This is a genomic window from Antrihabitans auranticaus (assembly GCF_016481275.1).
GTDB lineage: Bacteria > Actinomycetota > Actinomycetes > Mycobacteriales > Mycobacteriaceae > Antrihabitans.
On record NZ_JAEMNW010000006.1, the window covers coordinates 73300 to 98601 of the forward strand.

Here is a 25302-nt window from a genome sequence, read left to right on the forward strand (position 1 = left end):
AACATTGAAATAGCTACGCAAATGCGCGCCATAGTGGTCGAAGACGGCACGCAGAACCTTGTAATCGCAGAGGTTCCCACTCCCACACCTGGTCCCGACGACGTCCTTGTTCGGGTGGCCGCCGCCGGAGTCAACCGCGCCGACCTGATGCAACGTCGTGGTCTTTACCCGCCACCAGCCGGGATCACCGACGTCCTCGGCATGGAAGTTTCCGGCACGATCGAGGCGGTCGGCTCCCAGGTGACGGGCTGGTCGCCAGGCGACTCTGTCTGCGCGCTCATCGCCGGCGGCGGGTATGCCGAGTACGCGGTTGTCCCCGCGACCCAGCTACTGCCGGTGCCGGACGGAGTTTCGATCGTGGACGCCGCAGCGCTGCCCGAGGTGGCGGCGACGGTGTGGTCCAACCTCGTCGTCGAAGCGGGCCTTCGCCCTGGCGAAACAGTGCTCATTCATGGCGGTGGCAGCGGAATCGGCACCCACGCAATCCAGGTCGCCAAGACGCTCGGTGCGCGAGTCGCGGTCACGGTCGGCTCGGAGTTCAAAGCGCAACGTAGCCGCGAGCTCGGAGCCGACATCGTGATCAACTACCGCGAGCAGGACTTCGCGGCCGAGCTCGCCGACAGCGTCGACGTCGTCCTCGACATCATGGCTGCAAAGTACTTGCCCGCCAACGTATCCGTACTCGCGCCCGGCGGCCGACTGGTCATCATCGGTATGCAGGGTGGCCTCGTCGGCGAGCTGAACATCGCAATGCTGATCGCCAAGCGTGCCCGCGTAATCGGTACGAACGTGCGCAACCGTCCGCTGACCGGGCCCGGATCGAAGGCCGAAATAGTCGCCGCAGTCCGAGAGCACGAGTGGCCCCTCGTGGCGAGAGGACAAGTACGACCAGTTATTTCGGCGCGGCTTCCGATCGAACACGCCGCCCACGGGCACGAACTGCTGGACTCGGCCGACTCGGTCGGAAAGGTCCTCCTCCTGTGGCACAACAGCAATCCCGACTAGGAGACACACTATGAACAGCGACACCGTGAAAGACCACGGCGCCAAATTGATGAATCTCGCTCATCGCGTGGTACTGACCGTGAGCGGAAACAGATTGCTGGCGAAGCCGTTCGGCATGCCGGTCGTCGAACTGCACACGGTCGGACACAAATCCGGGCAACCCAGATCCTGCTACTTGACCACGCCCGTGCACGACTCGGATCGCGTCGTGCTCGTCGCATCGAAGGGTGGCGACGATCGCAATCCCGACTGGTACCGCAATCTTCAGGCGCGCCCCGACGCCGAACTGGTGATCAACGGTGTGCGACGAAAGATTCACGCCCGAACCGCGAATGCGGAAGAGAAGGCCCAGCTGTGGCCGCAGATCGTCGCGGCATACAGCGGCTATGGCGACTACCAGCAACGAACGACTCGCGACATCCCGGTCGTGGTCTGCACTCTGTTACACGATTCGCCACTCGATTGAGTGCGCAGACACCGCAATAGGTGGAACCATTTATATGTGAGACTCGCTGCCGCTCGCGTCGAAAGTTGAGACGATCGCCTGCGGAGATGTGCAGTTTGGGACGGCTCCGCGATCAGCGAATGAGACGACCCAGTATTAGGCTAGCCTGTCCTAGACCCTAGTACTCAAGCGCCGTGGGGCACTTGGCTGTCGGGGATCCCAACCGTTCGGTTGGGATCAACCAACTCCGCGGCTGCGCGTACGACTCGGCATCGTAGAGTCGTCAGGGGCGGGTTAGTCGTACGCGGTGCCGTGGAGGTCCCGCAGTGTTTGGCGGCGCGCGATTCACCACCTTCCATTCCTGCTGAATTGAACGCCTTCGTTCCAGAGTTAGGGGAAGAGGACCCTACCAAAGTTAAATCGTTGTCAGAGTTGGCCCGTACAGTTCGCAATCGGCGGCTCAATCCGCCGCTTGTTGAACCTGCGATATTGCACATTTTGCATCTGCCGCTTATGGGAGGAAAGTATGAGTAGGGAAATTAAGCGTAGCGGGGCATCGCTTCCAACCGTGATTGTTTACCAGAACGCCGATTTCGTTTCGGGAATGTTGCAAGAGATCTATCAGATCGGACTGCTCGAGTCTGCCGAGATCGATGTTCAGACGAAGCATTCCGAGACGAAGGGATCGAAGAAGTCGGGTGGCGCCAAAGGTGGCGCGTCGGTCACTGCACCGTTCGTAGGAAAAACAGACTTGTCGGCATCCGCTGACTACATCGGCGACCAAGCCCGTTCAGACGAAAACGCGACTGCGGACCGGAAGAAGTTCGTGTATTCGCAGGCATTCTATCTAGATCGGGTGCGAGCCGCGCTCCGCAACGGCAGGGTTCACCAGCTCGCATCCGCCGCTGATGCGGACAGCGCGCGAATCGGTTACATCGTCGAGTTTTCCGCTTCTTTTCGTGCGAACGAGGTGAACGCAATTTTGGACGTCGCGACGCCCGAGCTAACCTCTGCCCTAACTCGTTACATCACCCGACGTTCTGGCACGGAGGAACTCAGAAGCCTGTCGGCCAACATCGACCACGCCGAAATAGTAAAACTCCGAGCAGTCACTGAGTTGGAAGCATCGGATCGCGCCGAGCTGGCGTCTGCGGTTACCGCAGCGGTGCGGGCCGATTTTCGTGGCGATCGGACGAAAGAGTTCTACGCCGAAGTCTATGGTGGCGCAGACGGTTTCACTGCCATCACTGTCTGCGAGGTGGAGTATTTCACCACGCAGGACTCCGACCGACTGCTCGATGGGAAGTTCACTGTACTTGCGAAGGTCATCTCAGAAGTCGAGGTGGATCGGCCTGTGCTTGGGCGCAACAAGTTACTACACAGATTTGACGTCGACTTCCTCGATCAGACACTCCGCGGCGTGGTCGACAAAACCCGACAGCGCGCCGGTGGCGCTGACATCGGCAATGGATATACCGGGGAATACTTCGACGCTAGTCTCTCCGCAAAGATTGCTGGACGTTCTCTGATTGTAATGCCGATCGCCATTTACGTTTGAATAGGTACCCCCGACGCCGACTGTCGCCGACCCGACACACAACCGCAGTGTCGAACCTCAACCGGCAAATGCGCCACGCCACCGGCGTCGCCCAAGGAATACGCTTGTCGAGCTTGGATGTGACGCACCTGTCAACTTGCACTTGTCGTTCACGGTCCGGCGGTACTGACAGCAGTATCGGAAACTGGCCGTAGGGAATTCGCGGGCGGACTCAGTTGCTCGGGTTGATCTCTAGTCGAAACGCCGCCATTGCGTTGCCCCGTATTGGAAATTGTGCACTTGATCACTTGCGCGTCGACACGTCGGCAGCGCCGGGCACGTGCTGCAGCCGGACGCGGGTTTTGGGCTGAAAGCCCAGGAAATTCGGCCCAACTCCGGTCGTCGGTGACGGTTCACCCGCTAGGCTCATTCTGGCTGTGCGTGCCGCGTGCACAACCAGGCCGCGATGCGCTGCTCGTAGGTATTCTGGAACTGGAATTCGGCCAATTTGGGTATATTCGGGATCACCCCGAGCCCGACTTGCGTAAGCAACTCGCCTAGCATCTCCGAACTTGAAGTCAGCCAACCAATTTGGGATTGAAGACCTTCATCGAGGGCAGGGTCTCCTTCCGGAGGCGAGATGTCGTGCGGGTTTGCCGCACGCATGATCGCGGCAAGGATCACCGGTTCGTAGAACCGCCCTAGTAGGTATAGGTGTGGGTCCAGGATCTTCGAGACAGGGGATCTGAACCGCTCGTCCAGATCGCATTCAGCGTCGTCCTCCTCGGGAGACGACGTGCGCAGGCGCTGTATACAGGAAGCGATGCACACGAGCAGGTCTACGCCTTGGATGTCGCCGAAGATGCTTTCACGGTTCAGTTCCCACCGATTAGCATGGCGCCCGCCGAATTGCGCCGCGACGTCTTCCCAAGCCGGCCGCGTGGACGGAAGATCCCACTGTGCTGCAAGGTCCGCTGTAGGCCAGCAGAACATTAAGTGGTCTTGGTCCTCGTCTTGCAAAGTGTTGCGCCGAGCGGCGATGATGTCGTAATCCTGTAGTTCACTGGGTAATTGGTCGATCATCTCGATCTCACGGCACCAGCTGCAATTGCTTTGCAGCCAATTCGGCAGGAGCAGCTGTTCGACTTGGAAGAACCGTTTGTGGGTTCCCGTGTGGTGGACGATATCCCTGATGCCGCGCAGGGCGCTGTCGCTGCGGGGGCGCGCCACCGCGACCAATGCCCACAGATCGACTCGTCCGTCGACACCATGGTCGCGCCGCAGCCGCGTCAGTGCTTTACGGAATGCTTGAATGCGGGTCCCCGTGATAACGGCGTCGTCGATGAAGATCACTCGTGGCGCTGCGACTAGCAGCTTCGCAGATGGGTTTCCCCATAAGCACCTTTCGTCGCCTTGCACCACAGCGCTAACCTCGATGCCCCGGGCGGTCAGTCGCGCCTTAACCATGTCGGCGAAAGCAGCAGCGGCAGTCAGTCCGGGATGTAGCAACAGAACTGGCGATTCATCGAGCGCCGCGCACAGTTCGTCGAGTGTGGCTTCAAGCGGGGCTTCGAAGCCGGAGTTGGCAATCATGTTGGCCACGTCGATGAAGAACGCGTGATGGCGGCCGTCATCATGGGTTCGATGGGCCCCGAACACGCCATGACCACCGTAGCGGCTAACTACGGCTTTAGCGTCTTTGCTGACATTGACGGTGATCGCGGTCTTCTTGGTGAGCGCACTAAGGCGGAGAAGGTAGGACCCCTGCTCGATCGGCACTGCGAAGTTCACCGGGTGTTTGGCACATTCCGGGCAAGGAGTAGGCAGCCTTCGGTGTGTGTCGTCTAGTGGAGCTAGAAATGCGATGTCGGTTGGCATGGGATCAGTTGGCGCCTGTGCGATCGCGACGACCTTGGCTCGCCATTGCCCGATGTCGTTCAGCACTGCGGCAATTCGTTGCGCCGAACTGCCAGTGCTGCTGACCGAGAGCAGCACGACGACGCCGCTGTCGCTTGGGGACGGAAATGCCCGCCACAGGCGCGCGGTCAGTGATTCCGATCCCTCAGCGTATTCGGTCAGCGATTCGATGGTGACAGGATGTTGGGGTTCGCCGAAGCGCGCGGCGTATGCCGCCGCCCGATGCGCCAGACCGAGCATGGACCAGTGATCGACGACAACGCGCGATTTGCCGTGTAGGTGGGGCACCAGCCAGAAAGCGACCCTGTCAAAGTCGTCTGTGGTGCGCATCGCGAAGCCGGGCCGAGCGAAGGATCGGTAGTGGTGGCCACCCGGGCCCTTATAGTGGAGGGTCCTGAACGGCGGCAAGTTAGCGCCGGGCCGGCGCAGGAGGGCGTTGATGTCGGCCTCGCGAAGGGCCGCCAGAAACTTGTCGATGTCCAAGCCGTTCACGACCTCGCCCGAGATGTACTGCAGTCGGGGTCCAAGAGAATCGGTGGACAACACGTACAGCGGGCTGCGTTCGGTTCGTTCGGCGACGTCAGTGAGAACGTCTTCAGGAATGTGCCCGCTCACGTCATGTGTTCGAAGTACGGTGATGTCGTTGATCAGCGACCACTTCGGGGATGCGACCTGCAGCACGTTGTCGATTGCAAAGGGCGCCATATTCTGTGGCTGGGTGGCGAACAGCACCTGGCCGAGTTCGCGAATGCCCGGCGGCGTGGGGGTGCGGATGCTCTCGGGTGCTTCGTCGCTTCTGGCGAGGTTAACGACGTGAACCCGCAAGCGCCAACTCCTGTCCTGTGCCTTCTCCCTCTGCGCGGCCTATCAGCGCATCATCCATTGGAAAGATGATCGTCCACGTGGTGCCGGCGACCATCTGACGTTGAGAAACATGCTGGTCTACGTCGAACGCAGCGTCCCTGCCGTCCAAGAAATCGAACTGACCCGGCCGACCTCGCTCATCGAGGAACGTGCGCGACAACTCAAAGCGTCCGGTTCTCAAAACGAACATGCCGCGTAGGCCATGGCATGCCCGCAGCATCTTGCGTACACCATGCCCGACGCCTATCTCACCAGCAGACTTACTAGTACCGCGGGGTAACAACGCGGTGGCGAGAAACTCCAACTCGGCTGTTGTTTCGATTTCTTCGTACGGCGCCAAGCCCCGCGCCATAGTTCCGACCATGCCAAGCCCGCCGTCGGCGACGGTGATCTCCACGAGTTTGGAGACGTTCAACTTGCGCCGCTGGATCGCGTAGTGGCGTTGTAATCTGTCCAGGTAGTCGTCGAGGACCGTCTGCTGACCAGAACTGGAGTCGGCGACGACGCGGGGCTGCACTTCGGTGAGGTTGTGTCTGGCGAGGTCAAGGATCCTGAGCGAGGGTATTGGGTTCCGATTTAGATCGTATCGACCGTGATCGAAGGTATTCTCCATCGCCTCGAAGACAAAGCTAAAGACGAGGTCGAACCACCACTTCGCCCACGGTGCGGGATCCGAATTCACCCCACGTACGAGTCGGGCGATGCTCGCCTCGACGTTGCGGACCCGACTGCTGATCGCTGTGTTGTGTTCACGTCGATCACCGATGGTAGGAATCGCGATGGCTCGATTGCGGCCGTGGCCGTAATGGTAGGAGTTGCCCTTTAATGAGTTCCGCTGCCACTTGCGTAGCGTCTCTGAGTCGAGGTGCGCGGTGGGTTGCAGCTGGCACAACTGGCCGAGAATTAAACCTTCCAGGGTGGTCGCCAAAACGCTTTCGGCCGGTGTGATCTGCTTGGGTGTGTCGGCGACGGAGAACGCCGCACCGGCGCGCTCACCCGCAAGGGTGTTTTCGGGTACTGATAAAGAGCACTCGATGCCCTTCCTAGCGAGCAAACATAACGCCGCTTGTAGGTGCGCGGCGCCCATTGGATCGGCGGCTGTGCCGTGCTGGCCCAGGTGCAGATCGCCCCGGCCGGCCTCCAGCACGGTGGTCAGCCACGCATCGATGTCAGAAACGCGCAAGTGGCGCGGGAGCACCCATTTTGGTGTCGTAGACACGTTGTCCCCGCTATCGTCCTTGCGCGCTCGCCAGGGCGCGGATGCTATCGGTATATGTCGGCGCCATCGATGGTAACTTGTCTGCCACCCGCTAGGCATACGTAACGCAGGACGCCGCTGACCGCGATGCATGTTCCGACCGAAATTGAGGTGCGGCGCAGACGACCGTCAACTGCCCTTTGTGAGCCGTCGTTACAGCCCCCAGTACTGAAGACGCCCTGCCTTCTGGGCTCACAATAGGGGCACTCCTTCTGCTGGCCACGAGCGGCGGTCCGGCAAGTCTTAAAGCTTGGACCCGATGCCCCCGATGCTCTCGACGCGAGGCCCAAGGTGCCAGTCGGCATCTGTGTGGTCTCTCGCTGCACCCGAACAGCTACAGGTCTGTCAAAACTTGACGTCCGGCGGCTCGGTCCTTGCGATCCTTCCTCACGGGCTGTTGTCGGGCAGGCAGACGACGGTGGTGAAAAGTCGAATTGTCAGCAGGGCGGACGGATGCAATCCGCTCCCATGCCCTCTACAGCCGCATCAACTGAAGTCCGTAGTTCGCGGACGGGTAACCCGTCAAGTGCAGCAGCAGCTTTGATCGACAAGCCGCGAAGGTAGGTTCGGAAATAATTACCGTTTTGGGAATCGCAAATCAGTGTCACGTCCTGCGGCAGGTGCGATGCGACGCATGAATGCTGCGCCGATCATGGCAGGGTGAAAAGTGAGTAGCTGAATCGCACACGCGAAGTCCACGAGAGGATCACCTCCGGCACCATGTCGTTGGCGTCGACCCGGCAACGCAGTCGATACGCATGCGCGACCTAAGCTCACTCAATCTCTGCGAGACTAGGTCCAAGTCGGAGACCACGACAGGAGTGTTCGTGCAGGTGCATTCGCTGGGGCAGATCAATGGAGGGCCTGGGCGTACAACACATTGTGTAGGCAGCTTCGTCAAACAGGCGCCGATTCTGGGCCGCAAGCTCCGCTCGGCACCGCCGAGCAGACAAGATTCCTTGAGTGAGAAGCACGCGCGGCGCAGCAAACACGTCGGATTCAGAATCTGGGCGGTTCTTGATTGGGTAGCGTTTCTTCGCGACGGCGTTCCGCAGTGGGAGAGTTTGTGAGTGAAATAGTAGACAACCGTTTCGCCCTGCTGAAGTCCGCCGAGCGCGAGGGTGCGGGTGGTCAAGTCGTGCGCGCTGTCGATATCGAAAATAACGGGGCCAAGGTAGCTATTAAGTTCATCAAAGGTCACCGTGATGACCCAACAACGAGAATGTTATTTGAACGCGAGACCCAGTCTCTCACACGACTCGACCACCCGAACATCGTCAGGTTTATTGACGCGGGTTGGCACGAGGAGCGCGGACAGTTCTACTTGGTGCTGGATTGGGTCGAGCGCGACATGCACACGCTTCTGAAATCACCAGATTGGGCCGACTGGGATGATTTCTCGGAACGATACGCGATTCCTCTGCTGGCAGGATTGGCACACGCGCATCTAAAGGAAGTCATTCACCGCGACATAAAACCGCTTAACGTGCTCGTCGACGATGCCGGAAATCCAATGCTGGCAGATTTTGGCGTCGCGAAGCTTCGGGATAAGGTCGAGACCCTCGGGCAGACGATGTTCGGGTGGCACACGAGACCGTACTCGCCCCCCGACGCTTGTGTGGGATACGAGTACACGCGCGATGTTTGGGCTATGGCGGTAGTTTTTATTGAAGCTATGTCGTCCGAGCCGCTACTGGACTATCCGGAAATCGATCCACGGATTTCCGAGATTAAGGTGCCACCTGCCGTACGGTCGCTCCTGGAAGCATGCGTTAACAGCGAAGCCTCGTTGCGTCCTAGCAACGGCGCTGTCTTTTTGCAGCAGCTCGAAGAGATTCAGGCAAAACGCCGGGCGAGGCGACTCCAGGCTGATGCAACGCTTTGGCTGGATCTCAGCAGGCGCGCAGCCAGTGAGATCAGTTCTGGCGACGAAGACGCAAAAGTAGCAGCATCGAGGGACCTCGTAACGCAATGTAGAGCCGAGTACCGGTTCGACGCCGCAAGCGCGAAGCTGGATCGCGAAACGGTTTATCTATGGGGTGCTACACGCCGCTACATTGCTAAGCATGACCGGCGGATCAATGCCTTTAGAGTGACCAGTGCAGCCACCTATGAGCTATTTGACAGTCGACGAAATAGCACATGCGCGGTCGAGCATTTGCTGACAATATCCTTCAGTAATCCAGGAAAGACAAAGGCTGAGGCTGGAGCTAAAATGTTAGTCGCGGCGCTCGAGGGGCACTACGATAATTCCACTCATCTGAGCGACCAAGAGGAAGATTCCAAGTCCTCGACAGTCCTGCTGGACCGATATCTAGATCTACTCTACGCGCGCGAGGAACTGGAGCGCGGCGACCGCAAGCCAATTCAGTTTGGCTCTATCTCGATTTTACGAAGCGACGTCACTTTTTCGTTATCCGAGCCCCTGAACCTTGATTGCCTGGGGCAGGAGTGGGAAATCAGAATCGGGCGGGGACGGTCGTTCGGTCGCGGCGAGGTCGTGGCGCAGAAGGGCGAATCGCTAACACTGAGGTTCGGGCGAATACCAAAGACGATTCCGAAAAACGGTGAGCTAACACCGTTCCTCGGACCCACACAACGAGCACACGAACGACAGGTAGATGCTGTAGCCAGTATCAGAGACGGATCTATTCCCCGACCGGATTTGCGCACATTCGTATCGGATCCGTCGAGTGTGCGAATCCCGGTGTTGAAATACCCCAAAGAGTGGGTGCGTTCCGATCTGGACGAGAGTAAGCGAAATGCGGTGGCGGCAGCATTAGGCACAAGCGACTTCTTGGTAATTGAAGGCCCGCCCGGAACGGGCAAGACTAGCTTCATCACCGAGTTGGTTGCGCAGACAATTATTGAAAACCCTGAAGCTAAGATATTGATCGTAAGCCAGACCCATGTCGCGGTGGATAATGCGTTAGAGAGGCTCGTATCTGCCGGTCTCAAGAACATTATTCGTCTAAGCAAGCCAGAAGATCCTAAAGTTGCGGCCTCCGTACAACATCTGATTCTCGATCGTCAGATGGCTGAATGGGCCAAGGGTGTGGAGCAAAAGGCAGAGGCTAGGATTGCGAGCCTCGCCGTGGAACAAGGCATGCCGCTCCGCCATCTACGGGCGGCGCTCGCATTGCAGAAACTGGCGGTTGTTCTCGGCGACCTTCAGCACATCGAAGCGAGGCAGCGCCGGGGCCTAGATCCTGACACCTTGCGGTCCGAAACTGTGAATGGCCTTGAGCAGCTTCGCGATCGAGAGGAAATGCAGGATCGACTAGAGTTGCTCAGATCTCAATCGCGTGAGTTACTGGTCGAGGCAATACAGTACGCCGGCGATGATCTACCAATCAACGAGGACATTGATCGTGAAGGTGCACAGATCGCGGTTGAACTTCTCCTAGGAACCGGAGATTACTCAAAGCGGTTACTTGCCTTGGTCGCTCTGCAGGGGGAGTGGTTGCAAAGAGTCGCGACCGACCAAAATCTCGTGAACGCATTCTTAGACACGGGTAGCGTCCTCGCCGGAACGTGCGTGGGATTCTTGGGCCACCGCGCGGTCAAGGATCTCGAATTTGATCTCTGCATACTCGACGAGGCATCCAAGGCAACCGCCACCGAAGCGCTCGTACCCTTGGCACGCGCCAAGAAATGGGTGTTAGTAGGCGATGTTTGCCAACTCCCACCGCTCGACGAAGAACTATTGCGCAACAGAACAATCATGGGTCGATATAGTCTCGATGAAGAATTTGTCAAGGAAACTCTGTTCGAGCGCTTCGTTGAGAAGACAAGCACTTCTGTTCGACATTTGCTACGTGAACAGTATCGGATGATTAGACCAATTGGTGATCTTATCTCGACGACCTTCTATGATGGTGCGCTCGTGTCTCCGAAGAAGGACTCAGTGCCTGGAATTGATCGGCTCGGAAAGCCGGTTCTCTGGATCAGCACGTCCGGATTGGGGCGCGATCGCTTCGAAGGGGCTAGTTCCCCTGGTGTTACAAGCCATTTGAACAGGACCGAATCGAAACTGTGCATGCAGCGTTTGACAACAATTGATCGAGCTATCGAAAAAGGGCTTGTAAATCCGCGAGATCGCCGTCTCTCCGTTCTGCTTATTGCACCTTATCTCTTACAAATGGAAGAACTGGAACGGCATCTATCCTATGTCGACCTGACGCATTTGGATGTCACGGTACAGAGTGTTGACGCAGTTCAAGGACGAGAAGCGGATCTCACTGTCTTCTCCATTACTAGAAGTAACGTCAAGGGTGAGCTGGGTTTCTTGAGGCAACAGTATTGGCGCCGCATTAATGTCGCGCTATCTCGCGCGCGCTACGGACTGACGCTAATTGGTGATTTAGAGTTTTGCGTTGGGCAACCAGGCGCGTTGCGAGATGTTGCGCTCTATATGAGACAGAAGGCAGAGGATTGCGAGGTACGTGATGCATAGCGCATTTGACCCGGCGATCCTGCTTGCCGAGAAATATAGGTCTGAGCGACCAGGGCTAACGCTCATTTCAGTCGAGGACGCAGCGGTCCCTGTTAGTTGGATTGCGGTCGATGTGCTCGCTCAGGAACGTAAACGGTTACCGCTGTTGGACGAGTTCGTCCTCCGCTCGATAAATGAAGGCCTCGATTCCGACGTGGAGATTGCCCAGCTTTTGGGTCTCAAGGTCGCGATAATTCAAAGGACCATCGCGGAGCAGATGGGACGCGACTTAGTAAGCCGACGACTGACAGTCGGCGGTAATTGGAAGCTTGCGCTCACGCCGCAAGGGCAAAGCACTGCGTCAGATTTGGCGTCAGTTTCGCCGCGGAGTCTGTCGCTCGGTTATGCCTTCGACCGGTTAGGCTGGTGCGCGACTGCTTTTCGGCGAAGCGCCTTGATTGGTAAGGACGAGGTCCGGAGTCGAGGGGTCCGCAAACTCTTAGGAAGGCCGGGAGACGTGTCGGTCGACGACGTTACGTCGGTGGCGTTGAACAACTTGCTCGACGACCGCGACGAAGAAAAACCTCGAATCGAAATTATTAGCGTGAAGAAGGTTGTCGTCAAGGCGAGACTCTTTTTGCCAGTTGCATTAATTGCCTTCGCGGACGAGAACGGCAAAGAGGTTCAAACAGCGATCTGCATTGATGGTGAACTGAGTGGTCAGCACGAACTTGAATTGAATAAGTTGGGCGGTGCGGAGGCGGTAGGGATAACGATGAATCAAGAATTTGCGGCTGACCGGGTTAGGCGGCCCTCTAGTTCGTTCGCAACAACTTCACTCAGTAAAGTTGAGGTCCTGCGATCGGCTGTAGTTCGCACGCGTGTCGCGCAGTTCGAAGGGAGACAAGTAGATTCCGGATGGATTGAGTCTGCTGAGCAAGCCGAGTTGGCTTTGTCGAATTTTCAATCGCGACCTGTTGATCGATTTGAGTATCGCGAATTACTGGTTGGTTCCCTTGAAAAGACGCGGCGCCGCCTTGTTATTTTCTCTCCCGTAATTCGAAGCGCGACTGTCGACGGCATGTTCGTGGATCGGCTAGGGAGACTAATGCAATCTGGCGTCTCGGTCCACATCGGTTATGGGAAGGATAGGGACACCAGAAAATCGGATGCGTCGGCGATACATTCCCTACACGAGATCGGCAGGAAGCATCGTGATCTATTCAGGCTGTCGCAGTTCGAAGAGATTGACGAACCAGTGCTTGTCAGTGACGAGGTACTGATTATGAGTGATTTTCATTGGCTTTCGTTCAAAGGGGACCACGATCGCCCGTATCAACTGCCGACGGGATTCATCGTTCGGTCACAAGAGGCGTCGGACAACGAGTGCTCGCGCCTGTCTGCACTCGATGTGAGCGGTCGGTAGACGCGGCGCTTGTTGGTGTCGACAAAAGAAGCAGACTGCTCGTCGCCCGCCGCCGCAGCGAGTATGAGCGGATGATGCCGCGGCGTCTGTTCCACGCCTCAGAAGGGATTGTGCAGCCGACTGCGGCATAATTCGTATCGCGGAAGGGCAGGTAGGCATTCGGACCACTATCCGAGCAGAAGCCTGACCTGACAGTTGTGAGCCCTCAAACTCGCGTGACCTTGTTGGGCTACCTAAGAGCTCAGGTGTGTTCCTGTGATCGGCTGTTGTCAGCTGAACGCGACAGGCTATGTGCCACGTGCCGTTCAGTGTCCCGGTTCGAAGATGGTCGCGCAATGACAGCGTCGTTGTAGCTCGGCCCGCAGTCGCCCCGTCTCTTGCGGAACGGTTGGGAACACATTGTGCTAACAGCACAGTTCGGCATTCTGGACGAGTTGCAATGGGCGGAGCTGAAAATGGATGTGTCCGCAAAGCAAGGCAAGCTATGAAGAACTTGCGAAAGATCTGGCGTCACTAGGAGTCGACGGCGGAAGGCTGACTGTCAGTGTCGAGGACGCAACGGCAAATCGGGTGCGTCGTTGGGGCTCCCCAAACAGATTCCGTTCGAAACCGCGTGGAACAGGTCAGTCAGGCTCGCATATCGTCGTACTCCTCAAACCAGGAATCATCGAACGCCTCCCCAGCTCCAGCCAGGCAACGCCTCCAAACTTGTTCTCCGGGCCGCCGATAGGTTATTCATCTCGGCCCGCTGCTCTCGGACCCAACCTCCGAGTTTGATTCCGTCCTCGACGTACCCAGCAGGCACTCGGGCATGCCCCTCACGTTCGACGAACCGTTTGAGAATCTCGAATTTCTGATTCCAGACGTAATCAGCTTTACGCCCCCAGAACCAGCCGGGAATCGCCTCAAGGAGTGCCTGCCTCTCCGCACTGAGCTTCTTATGCTCACGTCGTCGGAGCCTGGACCACTGCCCGACTTTGAGATCGTCCTCGATGTAATCCACTGGGACATTTGTGTGACCTTCCCTTGCGGCGTACGAGCGCAGCAAGTCAAGGTGCCGCATCCATGAGTCTTCTACCGCGTTCCAGCTCCATCCGGGCAGGGCCTCTAGACGCTGCCGCCGTTCCGCCGTCATCGTTGAGCGGCTGGCGCGTTGCTCTCCCACCCAACCGCCGAGGTTGATCCCACCGACCAGGAAGTCTCCGGCGACTCTTGCATGCCCCCGATGCTCGGCGAATGCCGCAAGCGCCGCATATCCGCGTTCCCACGACTCAGTGTGCGGGTCCCATGACCATCCGGGAACAGACTCCATTAATGCCCGGCGCTCGGAGCTCATGTCTGCGCGGTTGCCGCGTTGCTCTCGAACCCAGCTCCCTAAATTGACTCCGTCTTCCTTGTATCCCTGCGGCACTAGGGCATGCCCTTCTCGCGCCTGGAACTGCCGGAGGAGAGCAAATTTTTGATGCCACATGTCAGAACGGGCATCCCAAACCCAGCCTGGAAGCGACTGGAGCCGTTCACGTTGACTGTCGGGCAGTTTGCCTAGCTTGACCCGTTGATCGTTCACCCACTGACCTAGCCGAAATCCGCCTTCCAAATGTTTGGTTGGGACGCGGGCGTGACCTTCCCGTTTGACGAAAGCCCTCAAAAATCCGTAACCGCGTTCCCAGCCGTCGGTCGTTGGATCCCACGACCATCCCGGCAGAGCTTCCAGTAGAGCCTTCCGCTCCGGCGACATCTCGTCGCGGTGGGTGCGCTGTACTGTCACCCACTGCCCGAGTTTCAAACCGTCCTCGACGTACCGTTGCGGGGCGCGGGCGTGCCCCTCTCGTTCCGCGAACTTCTTTAGCCCGTTGTAGTGCCGGGACCAGTTGTCCTCCGGGACGTCCCACACCCAGCCCGGCAGTGCCTCGAGCTCTCGGACCCGCTCCTCAGGCAACTCTCCGCGCTTGTACAAACCACGCTGCGTGGCGAGCCAGCTCCGGAGGTTGTACTCGCCGACCACGTACGGGAAAGGCACATTGGCATGACCATGCTCGGCGACGAACTCGTGCATGAGACCCGTCCACGTACTCCACTGGTCAGCCAGGACATCCCAGGTCCAGCCGGGCAGACTCTCCAGCTTGCCACGCCGGTCGCTGCTCAGCGTGTTGTTCGCGTACAGGCTGCGGTGCACACTTGCCCACTGTCCGAGCGAGTATCCGTCCATGACGCAATCGACGGCCACCCGTGCCGTGCCGTTGTTGTCGGCGTACCGCTCAAGGAGCCCATACCAGAAATCCCAACGGGCACTGGTCTTTTCGACCAGGCGCACGTCGAAGGCGTCGGTGAACGCCTTGCCGACAGAGCGCGCTACGTCTAGGTGAATCTTGTCCGGAATCCGTGTGCGCCCGCCCTTGCGTCCGAGTTCCTGGCGGAAGGTGTCTATCTGCTCCGCGAGCTCCTCGTCGTGGGCGCGGAGGGCTTTGATCACGCGCCATACCGCCTTGAAGGACGAGTCGTTGAGAGCGGTGTCGGGGTCCGTCTCGGTGTCGATGAACACCGGAATGACGATGGTTCCGAAGGTCTTGTTCTCAGTCAACCGGATTGCCCGCCCGACAGCCTGAACGATGTCCACCTCAGAACCGCGAGGGTCAATGAATGCCACGCCGTCGAGAGTCGGAACATCGACGCCCTCACTGAGACACCGGGCATTGGTCAGCAGACCGCGCTCGCCATCGTCGAGCTGGCGCAGCCGCTGGAGCAGGACATGGCGCTCGCCAGCAGACATCTCTCCGGAAGCGAACCCGGTCCAAAGCGGTCCCGATGGGCGCTGCTGAGCTGGCATCCATTTGAGGACATCGGGCATATCGGAGGCGAATTTTCTAGCGCGCTGAACACGGGAATGGAAGCTGATGACCCGGTGAAGGTCGTACTTCCGCATCGCCTTCGCCAACCCGATCTGGCTGGCCAGAGTTCGAGCGTCGGTGGGCTTATCGTCTCGCCGCACCAGGACACCCCTCGTCGCCCAATCGCGGTAGGTCGCATCGTCAACACCGACGATGGCTACCTGGTAGTCGGTAAGCAGTCCCCGGCGGATGGCTTCACCGAAACTCAGACGGTGGAACACCTCCCCGAACTTAGCGGGGTCGTCCATGGACGCGACTTCCATATCAGATCCCCGCGCTGCGTCGACCACCCGTCCGGTGTAGTAGCGCGGCGTCGCCGTCATGAACAATCGCCGCCGCGCCTTGATGGCGCCAGCATCGAGAATGGTTGCAAAGATGGTCGATTCGTCTCCGGCGACCCGGTGACTCTCGTCGGCGATTGCCAAGTCGAACTGCGGAACCCGTCCCAGAGCGTAGGCTCGCGCAATCTGTGGGGAGGACTGGTAGGTGGAGAACACCACGCGGGGTCCGCGCCGTCGCAGAAAGGCGGCAATTTCGGCAGGGTCGGTGGTGACCGGGACACACAACTCGCTGACGTGGGCGATCGCCGTGTCGTCCTGGGAGACCGTCTCGTCGGAGCAGACCGGAAGAGAGTCGAACGGTTCCTTGATGTTCGCCCTCCAGACCGCCATCGTCTGCTTCAGCAGCGACAGTGAAGGCAGCAGGACCAAGGTTCGCTGTGCATCCAGCTGCTCGTTGATGAACAGCGAAGTGAGGGTCTTTCCTGTACCGCAGGCCATGATGAGTTGGCCACGGTCGGCGCATTGGAACCCCTCCACGACTTTGCCGATCGCTTCGTCCTGGTAGTCGTGGGGCGTGGCAGGGTTCGGTCGCTCAATGGGGTGCAGTCGGTCCGGGGACTCCGGCCAATCGAGGTCAGCGGTGAGCAGATCCGCTAGGCCGAGGAACCCGACTTTTTTCTCCTGGGCGTCGATTGTGTGCTGGGCAACCGAGTGCAGCCGGTCCGTCGTGGCGATGAGTAGCCGGTAGCTGAACCACTTCCTCGACGATTCCGAGAGGAATTTGTCCACGTCCTTCTTCGTGACGGCGCGGTCCGGGTCGTAGGCCTTCGCCTGCACAGCCCATAGCTGTCCGTCGCGGTCTTCGACGACGAGGTCGATACCGGCGTCTGCGCCCCACCTGTGCTCCCAATCATCCCAGAGCCAGACCTTACGAACGGTGTCTCGGTAGTACGGGTCGTTCTCCAAGTACCACTTGCAGATGCGCTCGAACTGCTTGCCCCGCAGGTAATTATCCGCGGAGAGGTTGCTGTACAGGGTGGTGAATTTGCCCATTGTGAAGGTATTCCTTTGCAAGTTTGTGGTCATGTCGTGTGCCGAGTTGTGCGCTAAGGGTTCTGCAGATGTTGACGACGGCGTGAGTGCTATGGCGAGGTGCCCAGCGAGCCGGCGCCGCTGGCGATCGCGATGAGGTCGATGAGCCCGCGTAGTCGCTCGAGGCGATGCTGGGTCGCGGAGGCGACGGCTTCGAGATCGCGGATTGTTCGCCCTATCAGGTGTTGATCGGCGAGGGGAATTACGGGGATTTGGAGTCTGGAGGGAACGACTCGCAGCTCGCCTCTGAGTTGGGATGATTGTTGCCGCGCGTTGGCGTTAATGCATGCAACGAGGTAGTCGATGTCGAATGGCGAGTCGGGTTCGACACGAACGAGATAGGCGCTTGGAGGTACTGCCCATCCTTCGAGGTCAATTTTGTGTGCTGGAACTCGCGACACGGAGAAGATGACGATGTCCCCAGGGCGCGTTATCGGGGCATCGGCGGTGTTCGGGTCGATGAACTCGGATGCCTGGATTTCACCGCTCGTCCCGTAGTGGTGAAGGAGTTGACCGGTCAGTAGCGGGATGCCGGCACTCGCCCTGACATTGGTGGAACGGCGGAAGGTACCTCGATGAATGGTGACTCCCGGCAGTGCCGTGAGCTTCTCCCTTCGCACTGCCGAGGTTGCTGTGAACTCGGGTAGCGGCTCGACCGACGGAGCTGTCATCGACTCGACCGCTAAGTGCGCCTTTGCGATCCGATCGACCAACTCTTGAGCGCTAGGCGCATCTCTTCGCGAGAGCCACGTATTCGGTGTTAGGTCAGTTCCGAGTTCCAAGAGCTCACGTACCGGAACGAGCACCGCATGCGTTGTGTCTTTTATTAGATGTTGGGTCCGCCATGAGCGATACTGCTGGGCCGCATATTCCAGACCGTCGTTGATCGTCCTGTCGGATGTTGCGGCGATATCAATGAGGAGGAGTCGGTCAGGGTCGACGCCGTGCCCGGGGCGGGCGAGAACCCATAGTGCTGTTTGGATTTGGGCGAACGGTTCGAATAGTCCCGGGGGAAGCCCGATGATCGCTTCGACGGCTCCACGTCGGATGAGTTCTTGACGAGTTGCTTCTGCTTGACCAGATCGGAACAATTCGCTGCGAGTAGTGACCACGAATGCGCGCCCGTCATCGGCCAGGTGCTCGACCGCTTGTTGAAGCCAGACGCTTTCGGAGCGCAAGGCGGGTCGCCCGAAAATCCATCGGGGGTTGTGGAAGTCGACGTCTGGCCCGAAGTCTCGCAGCCCCCACGGCGGATTCACAACGACAGCGTCGGCAAGAACCCCCGCTGCGGGGTCGGTGCCTAGGGAGTTTCCCAACCTAAGGTCAACCGATTGGTTCGTCAGAATTGCTCGTCGTCGCGCAATAGCGAGGACACTGGTGTCGACGTCGACGCCGACAAGGGTCAGTCTCGTGTTTCGTCCGAGGGCCAACAGAGTTGAACCAGCACCGATCGCCGGGTCGAGCACTGTGCCCTCGTGTAGGCCCACGAGTGCGGTTATCAGCGTGGTCAAAGGCGCCGGGTCGATGATGGAGCCGCTGCGTGTGTTGATGATAAGTGTGTCGTTGACCGAGATGAAATCGGTCAATGGTAGCGAGTTCGTCTCAGCGGCAAGGGTCTTCAGCAAGCTCGACACCTCAGGCCGGCTGACATCAAGTGGACTCAAGGCCTCCGAGAACACGTCGGACGTTGTCAATAGGCGCTGGAGCCATTCGGCCATTTCCCCGCCGCGAAGTCCGGCGAGTGTGTCAGGCCGGTTTGCGTGAAGCTGGTCGTATCGGTCGGAGTCCTGTGAGGTAACTCGGTCGAGTCCATGTCCGTCAGCTAGTGCCCGGGTGATGTACTCGAAAACCAGTCCCGCACCGACGATTTCGATGTACAGCTGGGGTTCAACAAAGCCTCGGAGATAATCAGTGAGCTTGTGCGCAATCCCCTCCGCGGTGTTCGACGCACGACTATTCGGTGTCCGGCCACGGGCGGCGAGCCATTCTTCGACCTCGACTCGGTCGAATAGTGGACTGTCGGAGTCGACGTCTTCCTTGGGCCTAGGGAAGTCTTTGTGGCGCTTACGCCACTGTGTGACGGCCGCACGGCTTACGTTCGCCATTGCGGCGATGTCGGCAGCCCGAACTAGAGGCGTGGTCATGGCGCTCCCTACGCAGTCGACGCGGCTGGGAGCGTGGTGACGCGGTGTGCAGCAAGTCGTAGGCACGCCGCAATGCTGTTTTGACGCGCAACCAGATGCGTTGTGGTGCCCGAGGCGGCCAGGTACGCCAGATCCGTGTCGAACCCGCCATCGCCAGAGCCGATGTAGACCAGGTCGAATCGTTCCGGGATGCGCTCGGAGTGGATTGCGTCGTGAATGGCGATGTCGGCGCCGTTGACTCCGGAACGCGGGGTGAGCAGGCGAGCGCCTGGCCAGGCGTTGCCGGCGGCGATCGCGTTGTGGTGCGAGGTTCCGATGATGACGTGATCGCCGGCCGCGATGCAGACGGCGGCGTGGTAGTCACGCATCGCAAGTTTGGCTTCGCAGATCCGGATTGAGGATGTGCCGCAAAGGTTCTCGATATCTATGAAGTGAACTGCTCGGCACCGGAGTTGCGCGGGGGCGAGAGTCGGAACTTTTGCGAGCGCACGCGCGGGGGCCGCGTGGGCGAGCAGTGCGAGTGCTTCGGCTGACCTAGCGACCATGGCGTGCTCCTCTGTTCTTGGGTTGCGGTAAATGTAACCGACGGGAGTCTTGATGGCAAGGGTAACCGTGTTAACCACACTTTCGCGACGGTTGTTAACAGCTACGCCGATTGGCCATAGGCGAAAGGTGGGGGCAATTGCTGATTTCAGCGGCTCAGAGATTTTCTGGCGCCTGCCGTCTGGTGAAACGTCTGTCGCTGGTCGGCAGGAACCGTGCGTCGGTGCCAGCCCGCGGCAGCGACCGCGGCTCGTCGACTTGGTGTATCCGAGTGCACAGAGCCTGGTCGTAGCGTGCGTACTTTCGGTCGAGTAAGGGGCTGACAATCCCAATCATCGAAGCGCTGCGACCGGGCCGCGTTTGATCCCCCGCGTTGTTGAATACCGAGGATGGCGCATCGTGCCACCTCGCCGCGCGTGATGCCGCGCGATATTCGCATCAGACTCGTCGAAGAGCTACAGCGGGCGTCACAACTTCAGGATGAGATCGCCCATACTCCACCACGTTGAGGTGTCGGCGGAGTAGGAATGCGTCGATATCATGGGGTGCGGTGCGGCCGATCGCGGTATGTCCGGCCTTCCCGCAAACCAAATCTCAATTTAGCCAGTCATCAGTTGGCAGGCGCCAACGTCCAATGTGTGTCACGTGACGTTCCGTCGACCAAATCGCTAGCAATGTGGGCGCCGTCCCAAGATTTTGCAAAAGCCCAGGTTGTTGTCCCAACATCCCAACAATGTGCGCCCCTGTCCCAACATTTGCCGCGAGCGGCACTCGCCTAACCCCGCGCCATATCGACGAACCGGCTCAGATGTAGTTGGTGCGCAACGGTAATGGTGGCGGTTGGACCGTTGCGGTGCTTGCCGACGATGAGGTCCGCCTCACCACCGCGGGGATCGTCGCGTTCGAAGGCGTCGGGACGGTGCAACAGGATGACCATGTCGGCGTCCTGCTCGAGCGAGCCCGATTCGCGAAGGTCGGACACCATCGGCTTCTTGTCGGTGCGTTGCTCGGGACCACGGTTCAGCTGACTGATCGCGACGACGGGGACTTCCAGTTCCTTCGCCATCAGCTTCAGGCTTCGCGAGAACTCGGAAACTTCTTGCTGACGCGACTCCGTCTTCTTGCCCGACGTCATCAGCTGAAGGTAATCCACCACAATGAGTTTCAGGTCGTGACGCTGTTTGAGGCGTCGCGCCTTCGCGCGAATTTCCATCATTGTCAGGTTCGGCGAATCGTCGACGAACAGCGGTGCTTCGCTGATCTCGCTCATCCGCCGGGCGAGACGGGTCCAGTCGTCGTCGCTCATGCGACCTGCACGCATGTCGCCGAGCTTGATCTTCGCTTCCGCGGAGAGCAGGCGCATCACGATCTCGGTCCGGCTCATTTCCAGGGAGAAGATGACACTGGCGAGACCGTGCTTGACCGAGCAGGAACGCATGAAGTCCATGCCGAGCGTCGAGTTGTGCGTCGGCACCATCGCGCGCCCGGCGAGATACAGGTGGTCCTGGTTGTCGACCTCGACGCAACGCACGGGAACGCTCGAAATCCTGCGGACGTCGACGATGTAGCGCGACGCAACCTCGGCCCACGGGTTACTCGCGCAGAGTTCTTTGTGCAGCATGGCCTTTCGGTGCAGCCGGAACAGGTCTGCATCGGTCGTGAGGGTGAGTCGCACTCCGGACGGGGTGGCGTCCGTGGTGCAGCTGTAGCCGAGGCTCACGATGAGCTCCGAAACGCCACTGGCGAGACCCTCGTGCGCGGACGTGAACTCGACGGACCCATCAGGGCAAATGACGCCGTCTGCATCGAGCAGGCCTGCGAGCAGTTCGCGGCGCTGGCCCTCGGAGCCGCGCAGATACTCGGTCGGGATGTGCTTGTCGCCGAAGACGCCGATTGCACGAAGGAGTCCGGTGCTGAGCATGCCGTCGGCTTCTACACGGGCGATGATGCCGGATTCTTCGGTCTCTATCTTGGCGCAGTCGTCTCTGGTGCCGGCGAGCCAAGCACCGAGGGTGTACGGACCGACGAGGTAGTTTCGCGAGCGCAGATGCAGCGGTTCGGTATTGGCGACCGAGTGATCTTCGGCGAGCGTGGCACCGATTTCGCCTGTTGTGCGAACCGCGTCGTTGGCGAAAGTTGCTGTGAGCCATTGATGCTCTTCGTCGGCGATCAGCACCGTGCCGTCGGAGAACTGGACCTCGTAACAGGGGCGATCGACCATGATCTCGGTTGCGGCGACGACCTTCGTCGGCCGTCCGCGACCATCGAGCAGCTCGTCACCAACAGCGACCGCTCCCATGGTCGTCCAACCACACGGCGTCGCGAGTGGTGTGTCGAGGGCGAGCGCCTTACCGACACCGGGGCGCGCGGCGACGATGATCATCTGGCCGGGGTGCAGGCCGTTGGTCAGCTCGTCGAGTTCGGCGAAGCCCGTCGGTACGCCGAGCGAGATGCCACCGCGACTCGCGATCGAGTCGATCTCGTCCATCGTCGGCTGCAGCAATTCTTCGAGAACCACGAAGTCTTCGCTCGTGCGCCGCTCGGTGACCTCGTAGAGCTCGGCCTGTGAGCGGTCGACCACCTCGGCGACGTCCTGGCCGTCAGCGCCCGCGTAGCCGTACTGAACGATGCGTGTGCCGGCTTCGACCAGCCGGCGCAGAATCGCCTTCTCAGAGACGATCTGAGCGTAGAAACCGGCGTTCGCGGCCGTGGGGACGGTCTGTGTCAAGGTGATCAGATACGGCGGCCCGCCGATGCGGCGAAGTTCGCCTTTACGGTCGAGTTCGGCGGAGACGGTCACAGGGTCGGCAGGCTCGCCCCGGGCGTAGAGATCCAGAATCGCGTCGTAGACGTTCTGGTGTGCCGGGCGGTAGAAGTCGCCGGGACGAAGCTGCTCGATGACGTCGGCAATCGCGTCTTTGCTCAGCAGCATGCCGCCGAGCACGGATTGCTCGGCCGCCATGTCCTGCGGTGGCTGTCGACCGAAATCTTCTCCCGTCGGTGGCTCGAGCGGTCCTGAGTAGTCTGCGTGACCCCGATCGTCGACTACCGCCATGCGACCGTCCACCTCTCTGTCGGAGAAACACCGGCACCGGTAAGCGCTGTTACCGAGACGCTGTCAACACACACATCTGCGCCGAGTTACTCGGCGATCCTGCTCGAACGCTAGTTCTACCCCGACGCACCGACATCTCAGCTCTGGCAACCTTGGCAGAGGGAATTTCGCGATGCTGAGAAGACCCTAAGGACGTTTTCAGATCGGTACAAATGAACCTGTGGACACAGTTGTGGAGGGAATGTGGAATCTCTTGGACAACTTTGTGCACCGCTTGGGGACAACCTGAGGATAAACGCGGATCACACTTACATAACGCCTGCTAACGCTACGTTTTTGCGTCCTAAACCCTGTGCACAAAATTAGTTACGGCGTGTCTTCGAAGTGCATGTTTCGGGCGTGTTGGGTAAACAACTCATTAACTTCAATATGACCTTCGCCACACAACCGAAACTTTGTTGCCGGTGCCCCAAGTTGCTGGGGCTTGCGCGGCGGGCGGGAAGAATCGCGCCAACCAATTTTTGCGAACGCTGAGCGAACGTTTCGCAAATCGGCTATACGGCGCAGAAAGGCCCCGGGAACCGAGGTTCCCGGGGCCTACCTGGAGACGTGGGCTATGCGCCGACGACGTCCAGTTGGAACTTGGCAACGACGTCCGGGTGCAGGTTCACGACGAGGGCATGGCTGCCCGTGGCCTTGATGTGAGCCTTCGGGAGTTCGATGCTGCGCTTGTCGACGATCGGGCCGCCTGCGGCCTTGATCGCACCTGCAACGTCGGCAGCGGTGACCGAGCCGAAGAGCTTTCCGGAACCGCCGGCGGTCTTTGCCGTCAGGGTGACCGACTCGAGGCCTTCGATGGCCTGCTTCAGCTCGTTGGCGTGCTCGACTCCGCGAACTCGACGAGCCTCCTGGGCCCGGCGAATGCCTTCGACCTGCTTCTCCGCACCGCGGGTGGCCTGGATTGCCAGACCACGCGGGAGCAGGAAGTTGCGTCCGTATCCGTCCTTGACCTCGACGGTATCGCCGGGCGCACCGAGTTTGTCGATGTCAGCAGTAAGAATCAGCTTCATGATCGCTTTCCTTCCTACCGTGCTGTCGAGACGTACGGCAGCAGGGCAACCTCGCGTGAGTTCTTCACGGCGATTGCGATGTCCCGCTGGTGCTGGACGCAGTTTCCGGTGACACGACGAGCGCGGATCTTGCCGCGATCGGAAACGTACTTGCGCAGCAGCGGCACGTCCTTGTAGTCGATGCCGGTCTTGCCGTCGTGCAGCTTCTTTTCCTTGCAGAAGGTGCACGCCTTCTTCTTCAGTACCTTGTCGCGCGCGGGCGGCTTAGGCATGGGTCATTCTCCGTAACTTCGTGTATCTCGTTCGATCGTGAGTAATCAGAACGGTGGTTCGTCGTCTACACGGCCGCCGCCGAAGGAGCCCGACGCTTGCGGGGCGCTGCCCCACGGGTCGTCTCCGCCGGATGGCTGCTGATTGGGACGTCCACCACCGCTGCCGGAAGCGGCAAAGCCGCCACCGCCACCGGAAGAACCGAAGCCGCCGCCCCCGCCGCCGCCACCACGATTGGCCTTATTGACCTTCGCGGTTGCGTAGCGAAGCGATGGGCCGATCTCGTCGACCTCCAGCTCCATGACAGTTCGCTTCTCGCCTTCCCGCGTTTCGTACGAACGCTGCTTGAGCCGGCCGCTCACGATTACTCGTGAACCGCGGGTCAAACTCTCTGCAACGTTCTCCGCAGCCTCACGCCAAATGTTGCAGCGCAAGAACAGCGCTTCGCCGTCTTTCCATTCGTTGGTCTGACGATCGAAGGCCCGGGGCGTCGAGGCGACAGTAAAGTTCGCCACGGCCGCGCCGGCCGGTGTGAATCGAAGTTCGGGATCTGCCGTCAGGTTTCCGATGACGGTGATGACGGTGTCGCCTGCCATGTGGTTCCTCCTGCAAAGGGTGCAGTCAAAGTGCGTGAAAGTCTGTTGCGCTAGAGCCTAGGCGTTGCCACCGACGGCTATGCGGCGCAGTCAGAAATCACTTGCCCTGACGGAGGACCTTTGTGCGCAGTACCGACTCGTTCAGGCCGAGCTGGCGGTCGAGCTCGCTGACCGTGGCAGGCTCTGCACTGATATCGATGACGGCATAGATGCCTTCGGTGTGCTTCAGGATCTCGTATGCAAGACGGCGCTTGCCCCAGACATCGACCTTGTCGACCTTGCCGCCATCCTGGCGAACAACGTTGAGAAAGGTATCGAGCGATGGGGCGACGGTGCGCTCGTCCAAGTTCGGATCGAGAATGACCATCAATTCGTAATGACGCATAAGACCTCATCACCTCCTATGGACTGTGAACGGCCACGGACGATCCGTGACAGGAGGGTCGTTGCGTCAGCAACCTTTGCAGGGTACACGA

The 25302-nt window shown here is 59.5% G+C and carries 15 protein-coding genes; 5 read left to right on the forward strand and 10 right to left on the reverse strand.

What is annotated here, in order from left to right:
• Positions 1–21: 21 nt before the first annotated feature.
• The 3 genes from JGU72_RS23275 (at position 22) to JGU72_RS23285 (ending at position 3008) form a co-directional block, all read left to right on the forward strand.
• A complete protein-coding gene (locus JGU72_RS23275) occupies positions 22–1005 on the forward strand; it encodes an NAD(P)H-quinone oxidoreductase (RefSeq protein WP_199686478.1) in 984 nt (327 codons plus the stop codon).
• 10 nt (positions 1006–1015) lie between these two features.
• Positions 1016–1471, forward strand: coding sequence for a nitroreductase family deazaflavin-dependent oxidoreductase (locus JGU72_RS23280; protein ID WP_199686479.1), 456 nt, complete (start codon positions 1016–1018; stop codon positions 1469–1471).
• Positions 1472–1976: 505 nt separating this feature from the next.
• The gene (locus JGU72_RS23285) at positions 1977–3008 is read left to right on the forward strand and encodes a DUF6414 family protein (RefSeq protein WP_199686480.1); all 1032 of its coding nucleotides are present in this window, start codon (positions 1977–1979) and stop codon (positions 3006–3008) included.
• Positions 3009–3413: 405 nt separating this feature from the next.
• On the opposite strand, the gene JGU72_RS23290 is transcribed toward JGU72_RS23285, so the two are convergent.
• Both JGU72_RS23290 and JGU72_RS23295 read right to left on the reverse strand, forming a co-directional pair.
• A complete protein-coding gene (locus JGU72_RS23290; RefSeq protein WP_199686481.1) occupies positions 3414–5729 on the reverse strand; it encodes a hypothetical protein in 2316 nt (771 codons plus the stop codon).
• Complete coding sequence (locus tag JGU72_RS23295) at positions 5710–6987, reverse strand: hypothetical protein (protein ID WP_199686482.1); 1278 nt, start codon at positions 6985–6987, stop codon at positions 5710–5712. Before JGU72_RS23295 ends, JGU72_RS23290 begins: the two co-directional genes overlap by 20 nt.
• Before the next feature lie 1105 nt (positions 6988–8092).
• Between JGU72_RS23295 and JGU72_RS23300 the strand changes: the two genes are divergently transcribed.
• Complete coding sequence (locus JGU72_RS23300; protein WP_199686483.1) at positions 8093–11482, forward strand: serine/threonine-protein kinase; 3390 nt, start codon at positions 8093–8095, stop codon at positions 11480–11482.
• Positions 11472–12887 carry a phospholipase D-like domain-containing protein gene (locus JGU72_RS23305; RefSeq protein WP_199686484.1) on the forward strand — a complete coding sequence of 472 codons (1416 nt, stop codon included), beginning with the start codon at positions 11472–11474 and terminating at the stop codon, positions 12885–12887. The genes JGU72_RS23300 and JGU72_RS23305 overlap by 11 nt, the downstream gene beginning before the upstream one ends.
• A 664-nt stretch (positions 12888–13551) precedes the next feature.
• Here the strand turns inward: JGU72_RS23305 and JGU72_RS23310 are convergent.
• The 8 genes from JGU72_RS23310 to rpsF form a co-directional block, all read right to left on the reverse strand.
• A complete protein-coding gene (locus JGU72_RS23310; protein WP_199686485.1) occupies positions 13552–17109 on the reverse strand; it encodes a DEAD/DEAH box helicase in 3558 nt (1185 codons plus the stop codon).
• Positions 17110–17198: 89 nt separating this feature from the next.
• A complete protein-coding gene (locus JGU72_RS23315) occupies positions 17199–19292 on the reverse strand; it encodes an N-6 DNA methylase (protein ID WP_199686486.1) in 2094 nt (697 codons plus the stop codon).
• Between the two features lie 8 nt (positions 19293–19300).
• Positions 19301–19837: a hypothetical protein gene (locus JGU72_RS23320; protein WP_199686487.1), complete on the reverse strand. Its 537-nt coding sequence runs from the start codon at positions 19835–19837 to the stop codon at positions 19301–19303.
• A 773-nt stretch (positions 19838–20610) separates the two neighbouring features.
• Entirely contained in the window at positions 20611–22890 is a 2280-nt protein-coding gene (dnaB, locus tag JGU72_RS23325) for a replicative DNA helicase (protein ID WP_199686488.1), read from the reverse strand.
• Positions 22891–23504: 614 nt separating this feature from the next.
• The gene (gene rplI, locus JGU72_RS23330) at positions 23505–23960 is read right to left on the reverse strand and encodes a 50S ribosomal protein L9 (RefSeq protein ID WP_199686489.1); all 456 of its coding nucleotides are present in this window, start codon (positions 23958–23960) and stop codon (positions 23505–23507) included.
• A gap of 14 nt (positions 23961–23974) precedes the next feature.
• A complete protein-coding gene (gene rpsR / locus JGU72_RS23335) occupies positions 23975–24232 on the reverse strand; it encodes a 30S ribosomal protein S18 (RefSeq protein WP_199686490.1) in 258 nt (85 codons plus the stop codon).
• A 45-nt stretch (positions 24233–24277) separates the two neighbouring features.
• Positions 24278–24826, reverse strand: coding sequence for a single-stranded DNA-binding protein (locus tag JGU72_RS23340; RefSeq protein WP_199686491.1), 549 nt, complete (start codon positions 24824–24826; stop codon positions 24278–24280).
• A 97-nt stretch (positions 24827–24923) separates the two neighbouring features.
• Entirely contained in the window at positions 24924–25211 is a 288-nt protein-coding gene (gene rpsF / locus JGU72_RS23345) for a 30S ribosomal protein S6 (RefSeq protein WP_199686492.1), read from the reverse strand.
• Positions 25212–25302: the final 91 nt, after the last annotated feature.